This window comes from Streptomyces sp. NPDC050528 (genome assembly GCF_044457795.1).
Classification (GTDB): Bacteria; Actinomycetota; Actinomycetes; order Streptomycetales; family Streptomycetaceae; genus Streptomyces.
Window position 1 is genome coordinate 189122 of the sequence record NZ_JBITHH010000006.1, and the last position, 24083, is coordinate 213204.

Annotated in this window: 24 protein-coding genes; 13 read left to right on the top strand and 11 right to left on the bottom strand. The window is 70.4% G+C overall.

Annotation, left to right across the window (positions count from 1 at the left end; genetic code table 11):
- Positions 1–78 precede the first annotated feature (78 nt).
- Positions 79–1095, top strand: coding sequence for a thaumatin family protein (locus ACIBK4_RS22340; protein WP_398996733.1), 1017 nt, complete (start codon positions 79–81; stop codon positions 1093–1095).
- Between the two features lie 101 nt (positions 1096–1196).
- A complete protein-coding gene (locus ACIBK4_RS22345; RefSeq protein ID WP_398996735.1) occupies positions 1197–1922 on the top strand; it encodes a DUF4241 domain-containing protein in 726 nt (241 codons plus the stop codon).
- 21 nt (positions 1923–1943) lie between these two features.
- On the opposite strand, the gene msrB is transcribed toward ACIBK4_RS22345, so the two are convergent.
- From msrB to ACIBK4_RS22365, 4 genes are all read right to left on the bottom strand, one after another.
- Complete coding sequence (gene msrB / locus ACIBK4_RS22350) at positions 1944–2351, bottom strand: peptide-methionine (R)-S-oxide reductase MsrB (protein ID WP_201050724.1); 408 nt, start codon at positions 2349–2351, stop codon at positions 1944–1946.
- Positions 2352–2364: 13 nt separating this feature from the next.
- Positions 2365–3753, bottom strand: a complete 1389-nt coding sequence (murC, locus tag ACIBK4_RS22355) for a UDP-N-acetylmuramate--L-alanine ligase (protein ID WP_398996738.1) — start codon at positions 3751–3753, stop codon at positions 2365–2367.
- Between the two features lie 110 nt (positions 3754–3863).
- A complete protein-coding gene (locus ACIBK4_RS22360; RefSeq protein ID WP_199811090.1) occupies positions 3864–4337 on the bottom strand; it encodes an indole-3-glycerol phosphate synthase in 474 nt (157 codons plus the stop codon).
- A 154-nt stretch (positions 4338–4491) separates the two neighbouring features.
- Positions 4492–5286 (bottom strand): pyrimidine reductase family protein, encoded by a 795-nt coding sequence (locus tag ACIBK4_RS22365; RefSeq protein ID WP_398996740.1) that lies wholly within the window; start codon positions 5284–5286, stop codon positions 4492–4494.
- A gap of 37 nt (positions 5287–5323) precedes the next feature.
- Between ACIBK4_RS22365 and zapE the strand changes: the two genes are divergently transcribed.
- The 10 genes from zapE (at position 5324) to ACIBK4_RS22415 (ending at position 14225) form a co-directional block, all read left to right on the top strand.
- Complete coding sequence (gene zapE, locus ACIBK4_RS22370; protein WP_398996743.1) at positions 5324–6427, top strand: cell division protein ZapE; 1104 nt, start codon at positions 5324–5326, stop codon at positions 6425–6427.
- Between the two features lie 154 nt (positions 6428–6581).
- Positions 6582–6980 (top strand): hypothetical protein, encoded by a 399-nt coding sequence (locus tag ACIBK4_RS22375; protein WP_398996745.1) that lies wholly within the window; start codon positions 6582–6584, stop codon positions 6978–6980.
- 87 nt (positions 6981–7067) lie between these two features.
- Positions 7068–7649, top strand: a complete 582-nt coding sequence (locus tag ACIBK4_RS22380) for a carbonic anhydrase (protein ID WP_266773566.1) — start codon at positions 7068–7070, stop codon at positions 7647–7649.
- A gap of 8 nt (positions 7650–7657) precedes the next feature.
- Positions 7658–9154 (top strand): SulP family inorganic anion transporter, encoded by a 1497-nt coding sequence (locus tag ACIBK4_RS22385; protein ID WP_398996747.1) that lies wholly within the window; start codon positions 7658–7660, stop codon positions 9152–9154.
- Between the two features lie 100 nt (positions 9155–9254).
- Positions 9255–10055, top strand: coding sequence for a slipin family protein (locus ACIBK4_RS22390; protein ID WP_318019404.1), 801 nt, complete (start codon positions 9255–9257; stop codon positions 10053–10055).
- Between the two features lie 72 nt (positions 10056–10127).
- A complete protein-coding gene (locus ACIBK4_RS22395; protein ID WP_398996750.1) occupies positions 10128–11024 on the top strand; it encodes a PPK2 family polyphosphate kinase in 897 nt (298 codons plus the stop codon).
- A gap of 23 nt (positions 11025–11047) precedes the next feature.
- Positions 11048–12274, top strand: a complete 1227-nt coding sequence (locus ACIBK4_RS22400) for an NADAR family protein (RefSeq protein ID WP_398996752.1) — start codon at positions 11048–11050, stop codon at positions 12272–12274.
- Positions 12275–12301: 27 nt separating this feature from the next.
- Complete coding sequence (locus ACIBK4_RS22405; RefSeq protein ID WP_398996754.1) at positions 12302–13144, top strand: polysaccharide deacetylase family protein; 843 nt, start codon at positions 12302–12304, stop codon at positions 13142–13144.
- A gap of 49 nt (positions 13145–13193) precedes the next feature.
- Complete coding sequence (locus ACIBK4_RS22410) at positions 13194–13337, top strand: hypothetical protein (protein WP_393031453.1); 144 nt, start codon at positions 13194–13196, stop codon at positions 13335–13337.
- A gap of 150 nt (positions 13338–13487) precedes the next feature.
- Positions 13488–14225 (top strand): aminoacyl-tRNA hydrolase, encoded by a 738-nt coding sequence (locus ACIBK4_RS22415; protein WP_398996756.1) that lies wholly within the window; start codon positions 13488–13490, stop codon positions 14223–14225.
- 227 nt (positions 14226–14452) lie between these two features.
- Here ACIBK4_RS22415 and ACIBK4_RS22420 read toward each other — a convergent pair whose 3' ends face one another.
- From ACIBK4_RS22420 to ACIBK4_RS22440, 5 genes are all read right to left on the bottom strand, one after another.
- Positions 14453–15733 carry a cation:proton antiporter gene (locus tag ACIBK4_RS22420; protein WP_398996758.1) on the bottom strand — a complete coding sequence of 427 codons (1281 nt, stop codon included), beginning with the start codon at positions 15731–15733 and terminating at the stop codon, positions 14453–14455.
- A 13-nt stretch (positions 15734–15746) separates the two neighbouring features.
- On the bottom strand, positions 15747–17132 hold the full coding sequence (locus ACIBK4_RS22425) for a cytochrome P450 (protein WP_398996760.1): 1386 nt from the start codon (positions 17130–17132) through the stop codon (positions 15747–15749).
- Positions 17129–18262: an alpha-hydroxy acid oxidase gene (locus ACIBK4_RS22430; RefSeq protein WP_398996762.1), complete on the bottom strand. Its 1134-nt coding sequence runs from the start codon at positions 18260–18262 to the stop codon at positions 17129–17131. The genes ACIBK4_RS22425 and ACIBK4_RS22430 overlap by 4 nt, the downstream gene beginning before the upstream one ends.
- Before the next feature lie 5 nt (positions 18263–18267).
- Positions 18268–19875: an NAD(P)-binding domain-containing protein gene (locus ACIBK4_RS22435; protein WP_398996764.1), complete on the bottom strand. Its 1608-nt coding sequence runs from the start codon at positions 19873–19875 to the stop codon at positions 18268–18270.
- A gap of 424 nt (positions 19876–20299) precedes the next feature.
- Positions 20300–20938: a methyltransferase family protein gene (locus ACIBK4_RS22440; RefSeq protein ID WP_398996766.1), complete on the bottom strand. Its 639-nt coding sequence runs from the start codon at positions 20936–20938 to the stop codon at positions 20300–20302.
- 237 nt (positions 20939–21175) lie between these two features.
- Here ACIBK4_RS22440 and ACIBK4_RS22445 point away from each other — a divergent pair, with 237 nt between their 5' ends.
- Positions 21176–22078: a DUF2236 domain-containing protein gene (locus ACIBK4_RS22445; protein WP_398996768.1), complete on the top strand. Its 903-nt coding sequence runs from the start codon at positions 21176–21178 to the stop codon at positions 22076–22078.
- Positions 22079–22084: 6 nt separating this feature from the next.
- Here the strand turns inward: ACIBK4_RS22445 and ACIBK4_RS22450 are convergent, their stop codons facing one another.
- Together ACIBK4_RS22450 and ACIBK4_RS22455 are read right to left on the bottom strand one after the other, a co-directional pair.
- The gene (locus tag ACIBK4_RS22450) at positions 22085–22612 is read right to left on the bottom strand and encodes a flavin reductase family protein (RefSeq protein WP_398996770.1); all 528 of its coding nucleotides are present in this window, start codon (positions 22610–22612) and stop codon (positions 22085–22087) included.
- A gap of 49 nt (positions 22613–22661) precedes the next feature.
- Entirely contained in the window at positions 22662–24083 is a 1422-nt protein-coding gene (locus ACIBK4_RS22455; RefSeq protein ID WP_398996772.1) for an MFS transporter, read from the bottom strand.

Genomic DNA, 24083 nt, shown 5'->3' on the forward strand with positions numbered 1-24083 from the left:
ACAGGTCACCGATAGGCAGGACCGAATCCGGACCACATCCGGACCGCATCCGAAGAGCATCGGGAAGGCGCGAGGACCATGGCACGAGGACGCAGAAGACTCGGCGCGAGCCCACGGCTGCACCGCCGACGCTGGTGGTACGTCGGGGCTGCCGCCCTCGCCACGGCCGCCACCGTGCTGATCGCCTACAGCGTGTGGACGCCCTCCGGAACGGACGGCACCCGCACGACGGCCCACCAGGACACGGCCGCGCGTCCGGCCGCGTCCCCCAGCGCCTCGCCCTCCCCGGCTCACAGCGCCTCGGCCTCCCCGTCGCCCTCGGCCTCGCACTCCCCCAAGGCGACCGCGTCGAAGAAGAGCACGCCCGCACCGACCGCCAAGCCGGACGAACCGGCACCGGACCAGCCCTCGACCGCCCCCGCCGGCAAGCGTCTGATCACGGTCGTCAACCGCACCCCGAAGACGGTCTGGGCGGTCGTCACCAACACCGCCGTCTACCCACAGGGCCGCCGACTCGCCCCGGGCCAGAGCCTGTCGGTGACCGTGGCGAACAACTGGGGCGGCCGCATCTGGGGCCGAACCGGCTGCACCTCCACGGCCGCCGGCCACTGCGCGACCGGCGACTGCACCAGCGTGTGCGAGGGCGCCAACCCGCCCACCACACTGGGGGAGTTCACGTTCGACGCGTACGCGGGGATGGACTTCTACGACGTGAGCATGGTCGACGGCTCGAACCTGCCGATGTGGATCAACATCTCGCACACCACGACCGTCGACCCGGTCGGCTCCAGCGGCTGCTACAAGGGCGTCTGCACCTCGGACGTCGACTGTCCCACCGCGATGCGGGCGGTGTCGGGCGGCCAGGTCGTCGGCTGCAAGCCGCCCTGCGCGGCCTTCGGCGGCGACACGTACTGCTGTCGCGGCGCCTGGGCGGGCCGCGACAACTGCGTCCCGTCGAAGTGGCCGGTCGACTACACCCAGGTCTTCAAGCGGGCGGCGCCCTACGCCTATGCGTACGCCTTCGACGACGGGGCGACGATGCCGTGCAAGGGGGCCTGCTACTACCGGGTGACCTTCGGGACGACCGGGTCGTAGCGCTGGGTGCGATGTCGGTGCGGTCGGCTCGATGTCAGTGGTCCCGCGTACCTTTTTCCTTGACCGTCCGGATGGCCGGGCGGTCGGGGGAGGGACGGGACATGGAGTGGACCGGGGACGCCCGGCTGGCCGCCGGTGCGGAGGCCGTCCGGTATCTGGAGGCGGCGTTCACGCCCGGCGCGCAGTTGGGGACGGTGTATGACGACCCGTCAACGCCGGTCGTGGTCACGGGAATTGAGCGGCTGACCACGATCCGCATACCCAGCGGCCGGCTGATCGTGGACGCGCCGTGGCACGACGACGAGGTCATGGACTACGAGAACGGTTCGCCGACGGAGCCCCCGCGCGAGCTGGCCCAGCGGATTCCACCGGGCACCTACCCGGTGGAGATCGCCTGGACGGCGGGGCCGTACGAGTTCTTCGGCGAGCACTTCGACGGCATCGAGTGCGCGGCGACCCGCATACGCCTGAGCGACGAACCCGTGGCCGGGTGGGAGATGGGCCTGGGGATCCACGACGACCTCGACCGGCTTCAGCCGGGCGAAGAGGTCCGCTTCTTCTCCGATGCCAACATCGGCTGCTTCGCCGACGCCGAGGCGTGGCCCACCCTGGTCGCGCCGTTCCGCACATTCGTGAATCTCAGCCCGGTGGAGCGCGAGACCGAGCGGCTGCCCGACGACTGCGAGCGGGTGAGCGACGAGACCCGGCAGGCGGATCTCGTCACGTTCACCGCGGAGTCGGGCGGTGTGGTCTGGCTGGGCCGCACCAGGACCGGCGCCGTGGCCACGATCGTGGTGACCAGTGGCCTGGCCGGCGCCAAGGCCTGACGCGGCCCCTTCAGCGGAGTGTCAGCTCTCGTCCGGGGTCAGCCGCAACGAGATCGAGTTGATGCAGTACCGCTGGTCCGTGGGCGTCGCATAGCCCTCGCCCTCGAAGACGTGCCCGAGGTGCGACCCGCACCGGGCACACCGCACCTCGGTGCGCACCATCCCGTGCGAGCGGTCGGCGATCAGTTCGACCGCGTCGGTGTCCTTCGGGTCGTAGAAGGACGGCCAGCCGCAGTGGGACTCGAACTTCTCGGTGGAGGTGAAGAGTTCGGCGCCACAGGCCCGGCAGGAGTAGACGCCCTTCGTCTTGGTGTCGGTGTACTCACCGACGAAGGCGGGCTCCGTGCCGGCCTGCCGCAGCACCGCGTACTCGGCCGGGTTCAGCTCCGCGCGCCATTCCTCGTCCGGCTTTTCGACGTCGTACGACATGCAGCTCAGCCCCTTACTTCGCGAGACGGTCCAGGATCCGCGGGCCGAGGTCAGTCACATCGCCCGCTCCCATGGTGAGAACGAGATCACCGGGCTTCGCCATTCCCGCGACGGCCTCGGGTACGTCGGCCTTGTCGTGGACCGGGGTCACGTCGGCGCCCGCGGCGCGCGCGGCCTCGATGATCAGGTCGCTGGTGATGCCGGGGATCGGGTCCTCGCGGGCCGGGTAGATGTCCAGGACCAGCGACGCGTCGGCGAGGGCGAGGGCCTGGCCCATCTCCTTGCCGAGTTCCTGGGTGCGGGAGAAGAGGTGGGGCTGGAAGACCACCAGCAGCCGCGCGGAGGAGGCCGCCGCGCGCATCGCCTCCAGGTCGGCGCTCATCTCCGTGGGGTGGTGGGCGTAGGAGTCGATCACCTGGACGCCGGCCGCCTCGCCCTTGAGCTGGAGGCGCCGCTTCACGCCGGTGTACGCGGCGAGCGCGGGCGCCAGCTCCGCGGCCGGGATGCCGAGCGCGACGCCCGCGGCGAGGGCCGCGACGGCGTTGCTGGCGTAGTGGCGGCCGGGGACCGAGACCGTGAAGGTGAGTTCCTCACCGCCCAGGAGGACGGTCACCTCGCTCTTCAGGCCCTGCGCGACGACGGACAGGATGCGGACGTCGGCGTCCTCGGCCTCGCCGTACGTCACCGTCTTCACGGAGTCGGGCACCCGTCGGGTGAGCTCCCGGGCGCCCTCGTGGTCCGCCGAGATCACCAGGGTGCCGCCCTCGGTGATCCGGTCGGCGAAGGTCTGGAAGGACTCGTAGATCTCTTCCATGGACGCGTAGTTGGCGTGGTGGTCGAGCTCCACGTTGAGGACGATCGCGACCTCGGGGGCGTACTTGTGGAAGCTGCGGTCCGATTCGTCGGCCTCGGCGACGAAGATCTCGGCGTCGCCGTGCAGCGCGTTCGACCCCGGGGCGTCCAGGTCGCCGCCGATCGCGTACGAGGGCTTCAGGCCCAGTTCGGTCAGCGACACCGCGAGCATCGACGTGGTGGTCGTCTTGCCGTGCGTGCCGGCCACGGCGATCGGGCGCAGGCCGTCCATCAGGCGGGCCAGCGCGTCCGAGCGGTGGACGACGGGGATGCCGAGCTCGGCCGCGCGGGCCAGCTCGGGGTTGTCCTTGCGGATCGCCGACGACACGACCACGCAGGTGGCGTCGTCGGCGAGGTGCTCCGCCGCGTGTCCGATGTGCACGGTGGCGCCCAGGGCGCGCAGGGCGTCGGCGGTCGCGGAGTCCTTGGCGTCGCTGCCCGCGACCTTCGCCCCGCGCTGCGCGAGGATCTTGGCGATCCCCGACATCCCGGCCCCGCCGATGCCGATGAAGTGCGGTCGGTCCATGGCGGTGGGAAGGCCGGGTGCCATGTGTGTCTCCCTGTGCGTGCTGGTTCTGTACGGGTACGGCGGACGTTCAGCGGCAAGCCTATGCGGTGCCACCGACAATCACGGACACCCGTCGGCCGTCCCGGCGAGCGCTACTCCTTGCTGTGCGAGAAGAGCTTCAGCACCGGTACGCCGACCTTGTGACGGGCGCGCGAGGCCCAGTCGCGGTGGAAGAACTCCTCCACGTAGTGGGGATCGGTCAGCACGATCACCTCGTCCGCGCCGATCTCGTCCACGAGGGTCTTGAGCGCGTCGAGCGGGTGGTCCTCGATGAGCCGCCCCTGCGCCTCGCTGCCGGCCGCGTGCAGGGCCGCCAGGGACACCTCCAGAGCCTGCGTGCCGAGGGCCGCCGCGTCCTTGCCCTCGGGGGTCTCCCGCTCGTGTGCCGCCTCGTCGAGTTCGCCCAGCGCGACGTCGTCGATGGCCCGCAGCAGGCGGTCAGCCTGGTCGCCGCGGGGCTGGAGCAACACGTGGAAGGAGACGGTCTCGTCACCGTGCAAGGTGGTGACGAACTCCACGTCGGCGGACGTAAGGGCCTTCTCGATCATCAGTACGCTTGTGAACACCAGGCGCCCTTTCTCCTTCGAGGACCCGCGGGCCCTCTCTCCTCCGTAGGCCTGCCAGGCCCTGCGGAAACCATCCTGCCCCGTGATCGCACGGGTACTGCCGGATTTAGTGTGCCCGTCGAAAGACAAACGGAACGGATCATTCCGCCCGTACTCAGGACCGACGGTAGCGACCGAACAGGAACCCGGCCTCTTCCAGCAGGGACACCAGTTCGAAGCGCTGGGGAACCTTAACCGACGGCCCCCCGGAGATCCGCTGCGCCTCCCCCGCCACGAGCATCGGCGAGAGCGTCATACACAGCTCGTCGAGCACCCCGGCGGCCACGAACTGCCCCAACAGCCGCGGCCCGCCCTCGGTCAGCAGCCGGATGTGCCCCAGCTCGGCCAGCGCCGCTACGGCCCGTGCGGGATCCACCCCGGCGCCGTCACCGGCGACCACCACCCGGGCGCCCGCCTTCTCCGCGGCCGCGACCCGGTCCGACGGCGCCTGGGCGCCCGTCAGGATCAGCGTCGGCACCAGGGGCGAGGTGAAAAGCGGAAGCGAGAAGTCGAGATCGAGGCTCGCGGTGACGACCGCGATCACGGGGGCCGGTCCCTGCCCGGCACGCGCGCGTGCGTCCGCGAACTCGGCACGCGCGCGTGCGGGCCGATAGCCCTCCTGGCGTACCGTTTCCGCACCGACGACCACGACATCGGCGAGCGCCCGCAGGGTGCCGAAGATCCGCATGTCGGCGTCCCCGGAGATGGGCTGCGAGCGGCCCTCGTGCTGACCGGCCCCGTCGAGCGTGGACACCATGTTGGCGCGCAGCCAGGGGGCGTTCCCGGCGGGGTGGGCGTACGCTTCCGCGAGGTCCGAAAGCCCCCACTCCCGGTCCGTCCCACGCGCATCAGGGGCCCCGCTCGAGGCCTGGGCTGCTGTTTCGTCGGTCACAGGGAACAGGCGTCGCATGTCGTGCAGTGTGGCACGGCCCTTAGAGTGGTGAACCGTGTCGTCCTCCTCCGCCGCCTCCGGGATCAGCCCGATAGCAGACGCGGCCCCGCTGTCCCTGTGCGCCCGTGAGCCGTACGTCCCCGCGGACCGGCTGGTCGCCGAGATGGTGCCGCCGCCGCGCTTCGACTCGGTGCGCTTCGCCACGTACATCCCGGACCCGAACCAGCCCAGCCAGACCGAGGCGGTCGGCGTCCTGGAGACCTTCGCCGCCGGACTCGGCGGGGCGCACGCGGCCGGCACCGCCAAGCGCGGCTTCCTGGGCTTCGGCAAGGCGAAGACGAAGGCCCCGGCAGGGCCCCGCGGTGTCTACCTGGACGGCGGCTACGGCGTCGGCAAGACCCACCTCCTCGCCTCCCTGTGGCACGCGACCCCGGCCGAGCCCGCGCTCAAGGCGTTCGGCACCTTCGTCGAGCTGACGAACCTGGTCGGCGCGCTCGGCTTCCAGCAGACGGTGAAGACGCTCTCCGGTCACCGCCTGCTGTGCATAGACGAGTTCGAGCTGGACGACCCGGGCGACACCGTCCTCGTGTCGACCCTGCTCGGCAAGCTGGTCGACGCCGGCGTGGCACTCGCCGCCACCTCCAACACCCTGCCGGGCAAGCTCGGCGAGGGCCGGTTCGCGTCCGTCGACTTCCTGCGCGAGATCCAGGGTCTGTCCGCGCACTTCCGCTCGCTGCGCATCGACGGCGACGACTACCGCCACCGCGGCCTGCCGGAGGCCCCGGCCCCGTTCACCGACGAGCAGGTGACGAAGGCGGCGTACGCCACCGCCGGTGCCTCGCTCGACGACTTCCCGCACCTCCTGGCGCACCTCGCCAAGGTCCACCCCAGCCGCTACGGCGCCCTCACCGACGACCTCAAGGCCGTCTGCCTCACCGACGTCCAGCCGATACCCGACCAGTCGACGGCCCTGCGGCTCGTCGTCCTCGCGGACCGGCTCTACGACCGTGAAGTGCCCGTCCTGGCCTCGGGGTTGCCCTTCGACCGGCTGTTCAGCGAGGAGATGCTGAACGGCGGCTACCGCAAGAAGTACTTCCGCGCGATCTCCCGCCTCACCGCGCTGGCCCGGGACGCCAAGAGCCTCGTCGAAACCGCCTAGTTCACGCCAGCCCAGGCGCGCTTTTCACGCTCTCTTGCATCGGAAACGCTGCGTTAACCCTGCAAACAACTTCGCTGGGCTACCGTGTTTCTTGACCAGCCGTTGACCTGGCCTTGGTCTGTACTAGGCACGCGAACTGGCTGAAGGGGGGCGCATGTTCCGAGGTAAGACGGCTCGGACCGTCGTGATGCTCCTCACTGCCGTCCTGTTCGCCCTTCAGTTCTTCGCATCCGCGGAATCCTTCGCACCCGCGCACACAGCGCGTCATGCGGAGGCCAAGGCACAGCCCGGGCTCAAGCTCAGCGGCAAGGCCCTGCGCGCCGAGACGATCACCTTCCGCGACTGCGGCGCCTCCGGGACGCCCACCGTCCCGCTCCGCCTGCGCGACCGTTACCGCTCCGCCGACTGCGGACCCGAGACACCCGAACGCCCGCTCCTCACCGAGGACCCGGCGGCCGTACGCACATCGGTGGCGCCCGGCACGGCGCTGCACCGCACATCGAGATCCTCGACAGCGCACTCTCCGGCGGCACTTCAGGTCTTCCGCTGCTGAGAGCAGAGCAGGCAGTCAAGTCCCCCACGCACACTGTCATGCAAGCCCGACGCGCCCAGAGGGCGCGCCAGGAGGAACAAACACGTCATGCAGCCCCTCATCGACAACGCCCGTACGTTCGGACAACGCCCTGAGGAGTTCGCCAAACTCGCTGAAGGCCAGTCCCCGCAGGTGCTGTTCATCACCTGCTCCGACTCCAGGGTCGTCCCGGCCCTGATCACGGGCGCCCGCCCCGGCCAGCTCTTCGAGCTGCGCACCGCCGGCAACATCGTCCCGCCCTACGCCTCGGGCAACCCCACCAGCGAGGCGGCCACCATCGAGTACGCCGTGGAGGTGCTCGGCGTCCAGGACGTCGTCGTCTGCGGCCACTCCCACTGCGGCGCCGTCGGCGCCCTGGTGCGCGGCGACGACCTCGCCGCCGTCCCGGCCGTACGCGACTGGCTCGCGCACGCCGCCGACGAACCCGCCCCGAGCGACACCGCCGACCCGACGGTCGCCGGAGCCGTGCAGAACCACGTGCTCGCCCAGCTGCTGCGCCTGCGCTCCTACCCTTGTGTGGAGCGGCGGTTGGCGGACGGACGGCTGCGGGTGCACGGCTGGTACTACGAGGTGCACACCGGTGCCGTGCTCGAACACAGCGCGGACACCGACCAGTTCGAGGCCCTGTGAGTAGCGCCATGGACCTGAAGAAGAACAACGAAAAGGCCAAGTTCCCTTATCTACGGCAGGACTTCGCGGCCTCGCTCGTGGTGTTCCTGGTCGCGCTCCCGCTCTGCGTGGGCGTGGCCGTCGCCTCCGGTGTACCGGCCGAACTCGGCCTGGTCACCGGCATCGTGGGCGGGATCGTCACCGGACTCATGCGGGGCAGCAGCCTCCAGGTGTCCGGGCCCGCCGCCGGTCTGACCGTGCTGGTCTTCGAGGCGGTGCGGGAGTACGGGCTGCCCGCCCTCGGAGTCATCGTGCTCACCACCGGTGTCCTCCAAATCGGCATGGGCGTCCTGAAGTTGGGCCGCTACTTCCGGGCCATCTCGGTCTCGGTCGTCGAGGGCATGCTGGCCGGCATCGGACTTGTGCTGATCGCCGGGCAGTTGTACTCGGTGGCGGGGGCGAAGGCCCCCGCCTCGGGGCTGGACAAGATAGCCGAGCTGCCCGGCGCGCTCGTCGACGCCGTCGGGAACACGAAGGCGCTGGCCTCGCTCGCGCTCGGCGCCGCGACCATCGCCGTGCTGGTGCTGTGGAAGCGGATGCCGGCCAAGGTCCGTACGGTGCCGGGCCCATTGGCCGCCGTAGGACTCGCGACGCTCGCGGCGCTGGTCTTCGGGCTGCCGGTGGCGACGGTCGAAGTGCAGGGGCTGCTGGGCTCGTTGCAGCCGCCGCCGCTGAGTGCGTTCGGTGAGCTGGCACATGTCGGGATGTTGGGCACGATCGTCGCGTTCACGTTGATCGCGTCCGCCGAGTCCTTGTTCAGCGCGGCGGCGGTCGACCGGCTGCACTCCGGTCAACGCACCGAGTACGACAAGGAGTTGGTGGCGCAGGGCGCGGGCAACGCGCTGTGCGGGATGCTCGGCGCGCTGCCGATGACCGCGGTGATCGTGCGCAGCGCGGCGAACGTGCAGGCGGGCGCGCGGACGAAGGCGTCCCGGGTCATGCACGGCGTCTGGCTGCTGCTGTTCGCGGCGCTGCTGCCGGACGTCCTCGCGTACATCCCGATCCCGGCCCTGGCGGGCATCCTGGTGCACGCCGGCGCCAAGCTCATCCCGGTCCGGGAGATCGTGTCGCTGTGGCGCGAGCACCGGGGCGAGGCGCTGATCCTGGTCGTCACGGCGCTGTCGATCGTCGCGGTCAGCATGTTCGAGGGCGTCCTCATCGGCCTCGCGCTGGCCGTCGCGAAGACCGCATGGGAGGCCTCGCACATCAAGATGGAGGTCGTCGACAAGGGCGCGGGCCCGGTCCAGGCGTACCTCTCGGGCAACGCGACCTTCCTGCGGCTGCCGAAGATCCTCGACAGCCTGGAGGCGCTCCCCCAGGACCGCCCGGTCGAACTGCACCTCTCCGGCCTGCACCACCTCGACCACGCCTGCCGTACGGCCCTGGAGAACTGGGCCGAGCGGCACAGCGCGGCCGGTACCGAGCCGGTGAAGGTCACGGAGGCGAAGATCCCGGCGGTGAAGTAGCGGCGTCGGTGCCTGCTCCGGGATGATCGTGGCCCCGGAGCAGGCACCGGGCATACCCTTGCAGGAGCAGACAGAACGGCCTCTCGACGAGGGGGTCAGGATGCTCCAGGAACTGCTGGTGGCGGGCGCGGCGGCCGGTTCCGCGTGCGTGGTGTACGTCGCTGCGGCGGCCAGGGTCGTCAAGCAGTACGAGCGCGGGGTGGTCTTCCGCCTCGGGCAGGTGGCCGGTGAGGTGCGGGCACCCGGCTTCACCATGGTCGTCCCGTTCGTGGACAAGCTCCGCAAGGTCAACATGCAGATCGTGACGATGCCCGTCCCCGCGCAGGAGGGCATCACCCGCGACAACGTGACGGTCCGGGTGGACGCGGTCGTCTACTTCAAGGTCGTCGACGCGACCGACGCGATCGTCAAGGTCGAGGACTACCGGTTCGCCGTCTCGCAGATGGCGCAGACCTCGCTGCGGTCGATCATCGGCAAGAGCGACCTCGACGATCTGCTCTCCAACCGCGAAAAGCTCAACCAGGGCCTGGAGTTGATGATCGACAGCCCCTCCATCGGCTGGGGCGTGCAGATCGACCGCGTCGAGATCAAGGACGTATCGCTGCCCGAGACGATGAAACGCTCGATGGCCCGCCAGGCCGAGGCCGACCGCGAACGCCGGGCCCGGATCATCAACGCGGACGCCGAGTTGCAGGCCTCGAAGAAACTCGCCGAGGCCGCCGAGCAGATGTCCGAGCAGCCCGCCGCGCTCCAACTCCGGCTGCTGCAAACGGTGGTGGCGGTCGCTGCCGAGAAGAACTCCACGCTGGTGCTGCCCTTCCCGGTCGAGCTGCTGCGCTTCCTGGAACGCGCGCAACCCCAACAGCAGCCTCCCGCGCCACCGCCCGCCGTGGACCATTGACGCCCGCCCGCTGACTGGCGGGCACGGCCCCCGCGCCGGAGGATCGAGGGAGCCGACCGGAAGAGGTGCCCCATGGCCAAGAAGGGCGCGAAGCGCAAGAACGGGGAAAAGGAGGCGCAGGGCAAGGCGCTCCCCCTGGCCGACCTCCTGCGCGTCCCCGCCGGCCGCCCGGTCGACCTCGCCTCCTACGACGCCGCGGCCACCCCCGGCGGCCCCGCCGACAAGGCAGCCGGCCTCAAGGACACCGCCCGGATGGGCGAGCACCTCGCCGACCTGCAAGAACGCCTCTGGGCAGCGAGCACGGCAGGCGACGGCCGACGGCTCCTCCTGGTCCTCCAGGGCATGGACACCAGCGGCAAGGGCGGCACGGTCAAGCACGTCATCGGCCTGTTCAACCCCTCCGGCTGCCGGATCAACGCCTTCAAGGCACCCACCCCCGAGGAACGCAAGCACGACTTCCTCTGGCGCATCAGACGCGCCCTCCCCCACCCCGGCGAGATCGGCATCTTCGACCGCTCGCACTACGAGGACGTCCTCATCGCCCGCGTCCGCGAACTCGCCCCGCACCGCGAGATCAACGACCGCTACGGCCGGATCAACCGCTTCGAGAAGTCCTTGACCGACGAAGGCGTGACCGTCGTCAAATGCTTCCTCCACATCTCCTACGACCAGCAGCAGCGCCGCCTGCTCGAACGCCTCGACAACCCCGACAAGCACTGGAAGTTCAACCCCGGCGACATCGCGGAACGCGCCCTGTGGCCCGCCTACCAGCAGGCCTACGAGATCGCCCTCACCCGCTGCTCCCCGCCGGAGGCCCCCTGGTACCTGATCCCGGCCGACCGCAAGTGGTACCGCAACTGGGCGATCAGCCGCCTCCTCCTGGACCACCTGACGGCACTGGATCCGCAGTATCCGAAGGCGGACTTCGACGTGGCCAAGTGCCGGGAGGAGCTGCTGAGTTCGGGCTGAGCGGGGGCCGGTACGGTTCACCCATGGCATGGCGGGGACCGACGTATCGGACGGTGGACGGGGAGCGGATCGACGGGGTCTGGTGCCACGTCTGGCGGCGCGGCGACTTCAGGGGCGAGTACCACGTCGACGATCTCGTCCTGTACGCCGACGGGACCGTCGTGTGCGACGAAGGCATGGATCTGCCCGGCCTGAAGAGGCTGCTGGACGCCGGTCGCCTCGCGCTGACGCCTCCCGACACTCCCGTCAAGGTGGATGAGCGGTCGAAGTGGGAGTCCCGGTGGGGCGAGCCGCGCACCCCGGAGAGTTTTCTGCTCGAAGTCGCCGACCGGATCGAGGAGTTGAACGGCCGGCCGACCGCCGCACGGCGCTGCTGGGACGCCGCGGGGCGCTACGCCCGGGAGCCGAGCGAGGCGAACCGGGAGCTGTTGCGGGCGGCGTATCTCGCCGTACCGCAGCATCTGCGCGTCTTCGTGCTCGGCGACATGGACCTCCAGGACCGTCCGCTGCGGATCCTCCTCACCGATGTGGGCGCGCACGTCGACGGGGACGGCCCTCTGGTGACCGCGGAGATGCACGAGCGCGGACTGGACTACTTCCGTCGTCAGGCCGAGGCGATCGCGGCGGCGGAGCAGCGGCGGGCCGCGCTCCACGCCGACGACCCGGTCACGGCCGGGCGGGCGACCGTCACCTCGCACCAGGGCGTCTACCCACGGGGCTGGCCGGCCGAGCCGGGCCTGTTCATGCTGCGGAACGAGTTCCCCGCGCCCATCGCGTACGGCGGCGAGACGTACGCGTCCGTCCTGCACGGCTACTGGGCCCTGTCCGCCGCCGACCCCGCCGACCGCGCCCGTATCCGCGAGGCGCCTTCCGGCCGGGACGCGCAGGAGCGGGGCGGCGGGGTCGTACGGCGGGAGGGCTGGACCGGGCTGCGGCTCGCGGTGATGGCCGACCTGCTGCGGGCCAAGTTCACCCAGCATCCGGAACTCGGGGCGGTGCTGCTCGGCACGGGGGACGCTCGTATTCGCTACACCGGCTACTCGGACTCGCCGTTCTGGCTCGACGAACACGACGACCGGGGTCGCAACTGGGTGGGGCGGCTGTTGGAGCTGGTCCGGTCGGAACTGGCCCTGGCTCAAGAGACGCAGGGAATCAGCCAGACGCAGGGAAACCACCAGACGCAGGGAATCCGCCAGACGTGGGGAGGCCAGGGGACGCAAGAGCCTCAAGGTGTGCATATAACCGAATAATCCCCTTTACTGCGTTACGTTCGCTCGGTGACCATTCGAGTACGACGAGTCGCCGCCGCCTGTGCACTCGGCGCCGCGCTCACCGCCTGCGGGGCCCCCTCGGCGCCCCACGCCAGCCGTCCGGCGCCCAGCGCGCCCACCGCCGCCGTGTCGCGGCCGCCCACGCTCGCGCCCGGTCCCGCCGGTCTGGCCCCGGTCTTCAAGAACGGTCCGCGGGCGGGCGGCAAGACCGTCGCGCTGACCTTCGACGCGGACATGACCGCCGACGAGGGGCCGCGCGCGGCGAAGGGCGAGCACTTCGACAATCCGCAGCTGATCTCCACGCTGCGCACGCTGAAGGTGCCGGCGACCGTGTTCATGACGGGGCGGTGGGCGGACGAGTACCCGGCCGAGGCCCGCGCCATCGGACGCGACCCGCAGTTCGAGATCGCCAACCACTCCTACAGCCACTACGCCTTCACCGGTGACTGCTACGGCCTGCCGACCGTCGCCCCGGACCGGATGAAGGCGGATGTGGAGCGGGCGTACACCGCCTTCAAGAAGGCGGGCGTGCCGAACGCGATGCCCTACTTCCGCTTCCCCGGCGGGTGTTACGACCGGCGGGCGCTGAAGACGCTGAGCGCGGTCGGTGTCACGGCGGTGCAGTGGGACGTGGTGAGCGGGGACGCGTTCGCGACGGACTCGGACGCGGTGGCCCAACAGGTGCTGGAGGGGGTGAAGCCCGGCTCTGTCGTCGTCATGCACTGCACGCGCAGCGCGGCCCCGGCGACCGAGCGTGCCGTCCGCATGATCGTGCCCGAGCTGCGGAAGAAGGGGTACCGGTTCGTGAAGGTCTCCGAGCTGATCGGGGCCACCGGCCGGCACCGCTGAGGTCGACCGAGGTCGACTGAGGGTCGTGCACTCCTCGTACGCTGGTCGCATGAGCGACGAAGAGCCGGCGCCGGCGTACGCGGAGTGTGTGCTGTGCCGGGAGCCGACCGAGTACCCGGAGTCGCACAAAGGGATCACGCTGTGCCCCGTCTGCGAGTGGCAGGAGGCACAGCGCACCGCCTGTTCGGGGTGAGCGGCGGTCGATCTTCTCGCGTGACCGCCGTGGGGGTGGTGGGTGGTTTGCGGGTGCGGGCCCGTTGTGGCTGGTCGCGCAGTTCCCCGCGCCCCTGGGGTGCGGCCCCTTGGCGGTGCTTCCAGGAGCCGTTTCTTTGGCTGGCAGACTATGGGGGTGATCAGTGACTCCACCGTTTCCGGCGACGGCGCCGACCCCTTTCTCAATGAGCCCACCGTGCGTGATGAGGCTCCGCAGTTCGTGCTGCCTCTGGTCGTGCGGATCGAGCGGGACGCTCCCCCGGCCCGTACCGACGCGTTGGAGACGGCCGCTCGGGCTGTGCTGACGATCCTGAGTGATGAGCGGGCCGTCGGGGACGGGGAGTGGGCGCAGGTCATGCGGGACTGGCAGGACGCGCGGATCCGGAAGGTGGTCCGGCGGGCGCGCGGGGCGGAGTGGCGGCGGGCCGAGGCGCTGCCGGGCATCACCGTGACCGGCAAGTCCGCGGAGGTACGGGTCTTCCCGCCCGTTCCGCTCGACGGCTGGCCCAAGGACCTCGCCCGGCTCCAGGTCTCCGGCACCGACCTCGACGACCCCGAACCGCCGGCCGACACGGACCCCACGGCACCGGTGCTCTGGCTCAACCCCGACCTCGACATGTCCGCCGGCAAGACCATGGCCCAGACCGGCCACGGCGCCCAACTCGCCTGGTGGGAACTGTCGGACGAGGAGCGGACCGCCTGGCGCGAGGCCGGCTTCCCGCTCTCGGTCCGCACCGCCGCCCCCGCCCGGTGGGCCGAACTCACCGCCAGCGGGCTGCCGTTGGTCAAGGACGCGGGCTTCACGGAGATCGCGCCGGGCTCGGCGACCGTCGTGACGGAACATCCGGCGCTGAGGCGACGAGGCTGAGGCAGCGCAACTGAGTTGCCTGCAGGGCCCGTTGTGGAAAACGTACGGCCGTGTCGGGGGTGCCCGGTCGGGGCGACGGCTGGTCGGCCGGCGCTCCTTTGGCGCCGCGCGATCGTCGAACTTCTCGGCGCCGCGCAGGCGTTGAACCCCTCGGCGTGACGATCCCGGCGTCGGACTCGTGCCCGGTGCGCCACTCCGTCCGGCACCTCACATCCGCATCCGCCCGCTCAACTCGGCGCCGCCGCCACCTCCTCCTCGCCCTCGGGTGCCTCCGCTGACACCTGGGATCTGGCGTCGCGGCGGTCCAGCAGGCTCAGTACCGGGACTGTCATGACCGTGGTGACCAGGGCGACGAGGACGAGTGCGGTGAACAGTTCCTCGCTGACGATGCCGGCCGACAGGCCTATGTTGAGCGCGATCAGTTGCATGAGACCGCGGGCGTTCATCAGGGCGCCGACCCGGACGGCCACCGGGCCGGGTTCGCCGCGCAGCCGGGCGGCAGCCCAGCAACCGCCGAACTTTCCGATCACCGCCAGGACGACCGCGGCCGCCCCGAACACGAGCACAGGCGGGTCCGAGAAGACGTCGAAGCGGGTGTTCAGGCCGGAGTAGGTGAAGAACATCGGCACGAACACCACCTGGGTCACGGACTGGGTGGTCCGCACCAGCCGTTCGGACGCCTCGCCGCGCGGCATGGCCATCCCCACGCAGAACGCCCCGAACACGGAGTACAGGCCGCTGATGTCGGTGAACCAGGCCGCGCAGAACAGCAGGGCGACGGTGAAGAGGAGGCGGGTGTCGTCGCCGAGGCCGGGGCGGTTCACGACCCAGGCCAGCAGACGGCGCCCCAGCAGGAGCAGTACGGCGACGAAGAGCAGGGTGCCGCCGACGGCCTCCAGGATGGGGCGCACCTTGCCCGAGGCCACGCTCAGCACGCCCGCCAGCATGATCCAGGCGACGGCGTCGTCCGTGGCACCGGAGGCCAGGGCGAGTGAACCGAACCGCGAACCGGCCAGCCCGCGTTCGGTGATGATCCGGGCCAGCATCGGGAAGGCGGTGATCGCCAGCGCGACGCCGACGAACGCCGCCGTCACCCAGACCGAGACCCCGTCGACGAAGATGCCGACATGGCCGTGGGCCACGAGGGTCAGGCCTACACCCAGGACCAGCGGGATCCCCACCCCCGCCGAGGAGACGGCGGCGGCGGTGCCGGCCAGGCCGCGTCCCGCGTGCGCCCGGAACTCGTAACCGGCACCGAACATCAGGGCCACCAGACCGATCTGGCCGGCCACGTACAGCACGGGCTTCAGCTCGGGCGGGAAGACGTGGGCAGAGGCCCCCGGGGCGACCAGCCCGAACAGGGAGGGGCCGAGCAGTACGCCGGCGATCATCTCGCCGACCACGGGCGGCTGACCGAAGCGGCCCGCCAGCAGGACGACCAGACGGCAGGTCAGCAGGATCACGACGACGGCCAGGAAGAAGGCGGGAGCGAGCTCCACGGGAGTCATGGTCTCGGTCCTCTCAACGGCCGGCTGGGACAGAGGTGGCGGAGCCGCCGGGCGCGGCGGCGAAGTAGTTCCTGCACAGGCCCTGGCGCCGCGCGTCCCACACCATGTAGCTGCCGAGGACGAGCTGGACGAGGCTGCGCCAGACGCCCTCCCAGCTGTCGGCGAGACGCATCACCGCGAGCCGGGTCCGCAACCGGGCACCCCCGGCTCCGGTGCGCGCGACGAGCAGGCAGGGACCGCGGCTGGGCAGGGACCGGGTGTGCTCCACCGAGGAGTCCAACCGGAAGCGGCGCAGCACCTCTTCGGCGGCGACCCGCATGGTGAGGACGGCGAAACCGCGCGCAGGGCAGGGACGATTGGCGGTCACCCCGAACGGGATGAAGGCGGAGGGTCTGGTGCCCGGGTTCAGCCATCGGTCCGGGTCGAAGGGGGCGGCCCCGGATCCTTGGTATTCGGGGTAGTTGAACAGCAGGACCGAGCCGGCCGGGATGGGGTCGCGTCCGTCCCGGGGGATCTCCCCCGAAGTGATCCGGTGGGCCACTCCGAAGAGCGGGAAGTGCTGGAGCGTCTCGTTGATGACCCCGTCCAGGAAGTCCGGGTCCGCCTCGCCGGCCGTCAGTCGGTCCTGGACCGGGCGGTGTGCCGCGAGGGCCAGCAGGAGGTGGGCCATCGCCTCCGACATCTGCACGACCGCGGTGTTGAAGAACGTGCCCTGGAGGTAGTACGCCTGCTCGCGCGCGGTGAGTGTCGTCGGCAGCGGACCGGGCGGCGGATCGTGCGCGAGCCGGTCCCGCAGGTGGGCGGTGAGGCGGGCCCGGCGGTCCATGTGCCGCAGGCGGGTGCACTTCAGGGCGCTCACCACGTCGTCCGCGTTGCCGGTGATCAGGTCCCGGACATGCCGTGGGCAGGGTGCGCGGAAGACCACCTCGTAGTAGACCTCGGCCCAGACCGGCATCATCAGGTCGCGCAGTCTGACCTGCTGCACACGCGCGTGGCCGTCGAGTTCGTCGAGCACCCGGCGGGTGCAGCGGCCGACCAGCTCCGTCCACTGCTCCCTGGACAGCCCGGCCAGGATCTGCCGGGTGGTCCGGGCCACGTCGTCGTAGCGCGGACCCGGCTCCAGGTGCTCCTGGTGCACCTCCGGGCCCGGCGCGAGCCAGTACCAGAACAGGTCGGAGAGTGCGGCGCCCCGGCTGCGGCCGTTGGCCGCCGGATGCCCGTACACCTTCTTGAACTCCTCGGCGGGCACCTCCCTGCCCGGAGCCCGGACCCCTTCCTCGCCGCCCACCCAGGCGAAGATCCGCACCCGCAGCGCGATCACGATCCTGGGCAGCCAGTAGGGCAGACCGGCCACCAGGATCACGGCCAGGACCATGACGAGCCAAGCGGTGGGGCTCATGCGACCACCCCGCCGAATCGTCGGTCCGCCCCGGGCGGCACGGCCGGACCCGGCAGGGGACCCCATGTGGGCGTCCGGACCAGGTCGGGTGTCAGGTCGGCGAGTCCGGACGCCCCGCACAGGGCGAGGGTGTCGTCGAGTTCGTCCCGCAGGAGTTCGAGGAGACGCCGGACGCCCTTCTCGCCGCCCTCGGCCAGCGCCCACATCACGGGCCGGCCGATGCCCACGGCGGAGGCGCCGAGCGCCAGTGCCTTGACCGCGTCGGTGCCGCGCCGGACTCCCCCGTCCAGCACGACCGGGATGCGGCCCTCGACGGCGGCGAGGATCTCGGGCAGCAGCTCCAACGTGGCCGGGACGGTGTCGAGTTGGCGGCCGCCGTGGTTGGACAGCAGCAGCCCGTCGACCCCGTGGCGGACCGCGAGCCGGGCGTCCTCGGGGTGCAGGACGCCCTTGAGCAGGATGGGCAGGGAAGTGATGCCGCGCAGCCAGTCGACGTGCTCCCAGTTCAGCTCCGGGGACATGGCGATCTGGCGTACGTGGCCGCGCTCTCCGTCGCGCAGGTCCACCAGGTTCTCGCAGCGCAGGCCGGGTGGCAGGTCGTGGAAGCCGTTGCGCCGGTTGCGCTCGCCCGCGCCCAGCACCGGGGAGTCCACGGTGACGACCAGTGCGGTGCACCCCGCGTCGGTGGCCCGCCGCACCAGCGCCTCGGTGATGTCCAGGTCGGGTTGGATATAGAGCTGGAACCACAGGGACACGTCGTCGCCGGCCGCGCGCGCCGCGTCGGCGATCTCGCCCACCGCCACCGTGGACGCCATGGCCACGATCATGATCACGCCGGCGGCGGCCGCGGCCCGGGCGGTCGCCAACTCCCCTTCGGGATCGACCAGTTTGTGGAAGGCGGTCGGGGAGAGCAGGACCGGCAGGCTCGCCCGGCTGCCCAACAAGCTGATGCCCAACTCCCGTTCGGCACTCCCCCGCAGCACCCGAGGCAGCAACTGCAGCCGCCCGAACGCCGCCTCGTTGGCCCGTACGGTGATCTCGTCCCGCGCCCCGCCGGCGATGAAGTCGGCGTACACGGGGTCCAGTTCGGCGCGCGCCACGGTCTCGAAGTCGCGGACGGTGTACCGCACGCCGCTCACCGCCCCGCCGGAGCCGGAGTCGGAGTCGGCCGACGGTCCAGCTCGCGGGCGAAGAACGCGGCCAGCGGGGCGTGGTGGACCTCCGGGTCGTCCCAATGGTTCTCCAGGTTCTCGGCCATGTGATGGGTGCCGAGAAGTTCACCGCCACCGCCGCCGTGGTGACGGATCACCGGGTGCAGGTACGCCGCGTCGAAGGCGTCGTCGACCGAGTTCTGGGCGGTGCGGCGCACGGTGATGTCGAAGGGGTCGACCTTGTCGTGGTCGGGGCCGTACTCCAGGGAGACGGTGAAGTAGTCGCCGCTGTCGGGGAGTTGGCGTTCGTGGGCGTACGCGACCGGCACCTCCTCGTGGTACCGGGCCGGTTCGCCGGGCGGTGTGACGATCAGGTCCCCGATGACGCCGAACTGCTGCCACAGTGCCGAGCTGCGGTTGACCCGGGCCACCACGGCGTCGGCCAGCGCGGCCGGGTCACTCTCCAACTGCCGCTGCGGCCAGGGCTGTTGGTGATGGCGTTCGTCGAGGATGCGGCTCAGGGCGCGTACGGCGTACCGGAAGCCGTGGATGAAGCCGCCGGTGGACTTCTTGAAGTCGCGTTGCTGCATGAGCGTTCCGGCGAAGTAGAGGCCGGGCACGTTCACCGACTCGTAGGCCGGGGAGAGGGCGGCGAAGCGGTCGTCGATGACCAGGGTGGGACTGCTCGCCGGGTCGAACGCCGAGGCGTCGAAGCGGAATCCGGTGCAGACGATCACCCGGTCGTAGCGCAGTTCCTTCACGACCTCATTGGCCCGGGAGAAGCTGAAGCGGACGCGGTACATGCCGTCGGGGTCCTTCTCGACGGACAGTACGTTTCCGTCCAACAGGGCGTTCTGCGACTTGAGTTGGTAGGTGTCGAGGAAGTTGTTGTTGACCGCGCGGAGATGGCCGACGTAGTGGGTGTTCCAGGCCATGCGGATGGAGTGCGGGCCGGCGACATGGATGACGGCGGCGGTCTCGACAAGGTTGTCAGCGGTCTCCAGGGCGGAGTTACCCTTGCCGATGATCAGGACACGTCGGTCGATGAAGTCCTCGGGGTCCACGGAGACCACGGAGTAGTCCTCGGCCGTCTCGATGCCGGGGATGTCAGGGGTGTTGGGCCGGGTCAGTCCGGTGGCCATGATCAACCGACGGGCGCGGTGTTCGTGACCGTGCTGATCGGTGACGGTGAAGCCGTCCTCGTCGCGCCGGATCCGCTCCGCCCGGGTGTCGTAGGCGATGTCCAGCTTGAACGTCTCGGCGAAGTCGGCGAGATAGCGCACCAGGTCGTCGGCGTGCGGGAAGTAGCGCTTGCTGTAACGACCGAAGAGGAGGTCCGGGTCCGGGGACAGCAGGGAGTTCCAGTCCATCCGGAGGTTCAGTTCGGGATCGTCGGTGCCGTTGTGGACCTTGTTGATGGAGATCAGCTTGCGGTGGCGGGGGAAGGTGCCGAAGAACGTGCCGGGGGCGTGACCGCTCTCCAGGATCCGGTATCCGTGCCCGGCCGCCTGGAGTAACTGCCCGAGCTGGAGCCCGGCGGGCCCGGCACCGACCACGAGGTAATCCAGAGGCTCACTGTGCGTGGAGTTCACGGAACTCTCCTTCTGCTCCGGGCGGGGACATGCCTGGAGAAGGGTGGGGGGTGACAGCTGGGGGGGGAGGAAGGACGGCTCAGGGGCACAGCCCACGGGCACGTCAGTGGCGGCCGGTCAGCCGGTCAGCCGGTCAGCCGGTCAGCCGGTCAGCCGGAATGGTCGCGCCTCGTCGGCGGACAGAGCGATGCGGGAGCGGTCGCCGTGAGGGCCGAGGACACGTGGCCGGGCGTTCTGGCAGGGGCATTGCAGACCCTCCATCAGATTTCCCTTTGAAATCTCCATGAGCACGTTAGTGACGAGCTGTGGACATGGGCAACAGTGGCACCGGGATGACAGCAATCCGACAGGTGACCCCGTCAACTCCCGCTCTTGGGGCGGAAATTGACACCGGTGACAACTACACGACCGACCCGGACCACCCCTACCGGCTGTCGACGGTCCGGGGTCCGACCCGACCGGGCCGGGTCCACGGGATCAGCGCCGGAACGCGGGCGCGGTAGGCGTCGTAGGCCGCCCCGAACTGCCCGGCCATCATCCCGTCCTCTGTGCGCACCCGGCGCAGCAACCACGGCACAGCCACGGCCAGGAACACGATCCATACGCCGAAGCCGCAGGCCAGCATCCCGCCGAGGACCAGGCCGAGGAGCCCGGTGTAGATGGGGTGCCGCACTATTCGGTACGGGCCTTCGGTGCGCAGTTCGTGGTGTTCGTGGACCAGCGGGATGCTCGCCCACATGACGCCCAGCACCCAACGGGCCCACAGCAGCAGGGCGGTGGAGGCGACGGCGAGCACCGCACCCAGGATCGCCAGCTCGGGCTGCCAGTACTGGAGGTGGTGCCAGAAGGAGTCCGGGGAGTGTCTGATCAGCAGGGAGAAGGCATAGGCGCCCACCAACAGCAGCACCCGCCGGGGCAGGGTGCGGCGCAGGCCGCGCGCCCAGCCGCTCAGCCCGGACCCGCTCATCACGCCGAAGTAGACGGCGCCCGCGATCCAGGCCACGACGAAGATCGCGACACAGATGCCGGTGAGAGCGACGAGTGCGGAATGTAGTGAGCCCATGGCACAAGGCTGCGCCCCGACCTGCGTCGACCACCACCACCCACGGGCTGATTCAGCGGCTCCACCCTCGGGTGGAGACCCATGACTCACACCACGACGCACACCCTGACTCACGGTCGAGGTGACGTCGAGGTAGGCCGAGGCGAGGTCGAGGTGACTCAGATCACGACGGATCGTGGCATCGGACAGCCCCGCCGGAGCGTCCCCCTTCTGAAAGTCCACGAGGGGGAAACGACCGTGAGTCAGGGTGTGCGCCGTGGCTACAAGTGGGTCGACCGCGAACTGGCCCGGATGGACCCGGACACCGACTGGGAGCGCATGATCTCGCTCTACGTCGGCCACCGCGTCCCCGAGTTCGCGCTGGCGATGATGGTCTATCCGGGCACGATGCGCATGATGCAGCCCGGCTTCGGCGCCGCCACGCTGGCCCACACCGGGAAGCTGGAGACGAGACCCCGGCGGCGTTTCGAGGACGGCAACGAGTTCCTGATGGCCTGGATGGTGGACGGCTTGTCCAGCGCCGCGGGTCGCGAGGCCGCCGAGCGGCTCAACCGCATCCACCTGGCGATCGCCCGTGCGACACCGCACCTGCCCGGCAACTTCGACGACGTCGACGACTTCGTCTATCCCCTGGTCCTGCTGGCCACGTCCGCCGACCGTCTGCAGACCTCGCTGGGCCTGCCCGGTACGAGCGAGAACATGAAGACCGCCTGGCATCGCTGGGCGCAGACCCTCTTCCGCCTCCTGGAGCGCGAATCCGGCCCGCTGGCCGACGAGACGTTCCCCGAGGACTGGGACGCGATGACCGAGTTCGCCCTGAAGTTTGAGTCCCGGCCCTACGAGGAGACGGAGTCCGGCCACCGCGTGGCGACCGCGATGATGGAGTTCTTCGCCGAGTACTGGTTCCCCATCCCCTTACGGGCGTTCGGCAGAGACCTGACCCGGTATCTGGCCGGCGAGCGGGTCTGCCGGCTCCACCGGATCGGCTGGCTCTCCCCTCGCCGCGAGCGTGCCGTCCGCGCCTTCCTGAAGTCCGCGTTCCTCGCCCAACGTCTGCTGCCCGACTACCGCAGGCCACTTCCCGAGCGGTTACGGCGGACTCGGCGCAGGCCGCCCGCCACAAGCCCCTCCCCAAGGTGAAGCACCTCAACTACCCAGCATTTTCAAGGTCCTTCGGTGCCACACCAACGGACTCCGCTCGTCGTCGGACCGCATCGCCAGCACCCGCAGCACGATGATGTCGTGGTCCCCGGCGGGATAACGGTGCTCCACGACGCACTCCAGCCACACCGGCGCACCGTCGAGGAAGATCGCGCCGGACTCCGCCTCCACCGTGCGCAGGTCGGCGAAGCGGGCCGCCTTGCTGCGGGAGCCGAGTTGGCGGGCCTTGTCGCTGTGCCCCTCGCCCAGGACGGAGATGCCGATGGTCTGCGCGCGGGACAGCAACGGCCAAGTGGTCGAGGTGTGTTGGGCGGCGAAGGAGACCATGGGCGGGTTGTGGGAGACGCCGACCGCGAACGACGAGACGATCATGACGGTCGGCTCGCCGTGGACGCGCGCGGCGAGGGCCGCGACGCCCGACGGGAACCCGGAGAACGCCCTCGTGATCTCCCCGGGATCCGAGGTGACGCCGTCCAGATCCTCCAGGCCTGCCATGCCCTCGCTTGCCGTCATCGTGCAACCCCCGTCCGCATCGGGCCTCATGAGACCTCGTCAGGCTTCATCACGCGACTCCTGTGGGTAGTTGTGGCGCGGCGGACACCGACAGGGGCCCGTTGCCGGGAGGCTCGGTCCGCAGGAGTGCGCACGCGAGGAGGCAGAGCACCCCGACCGCCGCGAGCCCGCCGAGCGTGACCGCGTAGCCGTGCCCGGCCAGCAGCACCGCGCACACCGCGCTGCCGAGCACCGCCCCAAGTTGCTTCATGGCGTTGAAGGTTCCGGACGCCGCCCCGACCTCGTCCGGCCCGACCGAGGTCACCGCGGCGATTGAAAGGGGCGACCAGACAAAGGAGTTGGCGACCCCGTACACCGCGAAGGTGGCGGTCAGTGCGGAGATCGGCGCGTCCGTGGCGACGAGCACCGCCGACGTCCCGATGGACAGGACAAGGGCGCCGGAACCGATGACGGCGACCGCGCGGGCCCCGATCCCGTTGTTGAGCCGGGCCGACACCGGCGCCCCCAACAGGCAGACCGCGCCCATCGGTACGAGGGTGAGGGCAGCGGCGCCGGCATCCAGCCCGCGTTCCCGCTGGAGGTACAGCATCAGCGGAATCATCGCCGACCCGGAACAGAAGGCAGCGGCGGCACCGGCCCAGGCCGCGACGACGAACCCCCGGCTGCGCAACAACTCGACCGGCACCAGGGCGCGTTGACCGTCGCGCCGCTGAAACCACACCACCGCCGCGACGACCACCACACCCACGACGACGAGCAACCACCGTGGCACGCCCAGCACTTCACCACTCGACGCCGCATCCGTCCCCTGGATACCGATCACCAGCGCACCGACCCCGCTGGCGTTCGCGCAGATCGCCCACACCGGGATACGCGCCTCCTGCCGCGGCAGCACCGGCACGAACACGGCCACGGCCACCAACGCACCAACCCCGACCGGCACGTTGACCCAGAACACAGCGGGCCAACCTCCGGCGGCGACAAGGAACCCGCCCAGCAACGGCCCGACAGCCACCGCCGCTCCACCCACCGCACCCCACACACCGAGCGCGATGGCAAGACGCGGCGGCCGGAACAACGCCTTGATGAGCGTCAGACACTGCGGTGTCATCAGCGCGGCACCGACGCCCTGCACCACCCGCCATGCCACAAGTGCCGTGATGGAGGCGGCCGTTGCGCACAGCAGCGACCCGAGCGTGAAGGCCGCAAGACCGACCAGATGGACGCGCCGATGCCCGTAGCGATCCCCCAACCGCCCCGCGACGACCAACGGCACGGCGTAGGCGATGAGATAGCCGCTGTTGACCCACATCGCGGCGGTCTCGTCGGTGTGCAGTCCGGTGATGAGGGACGGCAGCGCGACCGAGGTGATCGTGCTGTCCAGCAGGAGCATGAAGAACCCGGTGCAGAGGCTGCCGAGAGCGAGCCAGTCACGCCGCGCGCCCGCACCCTCCTCCCTGCCCACACTCAC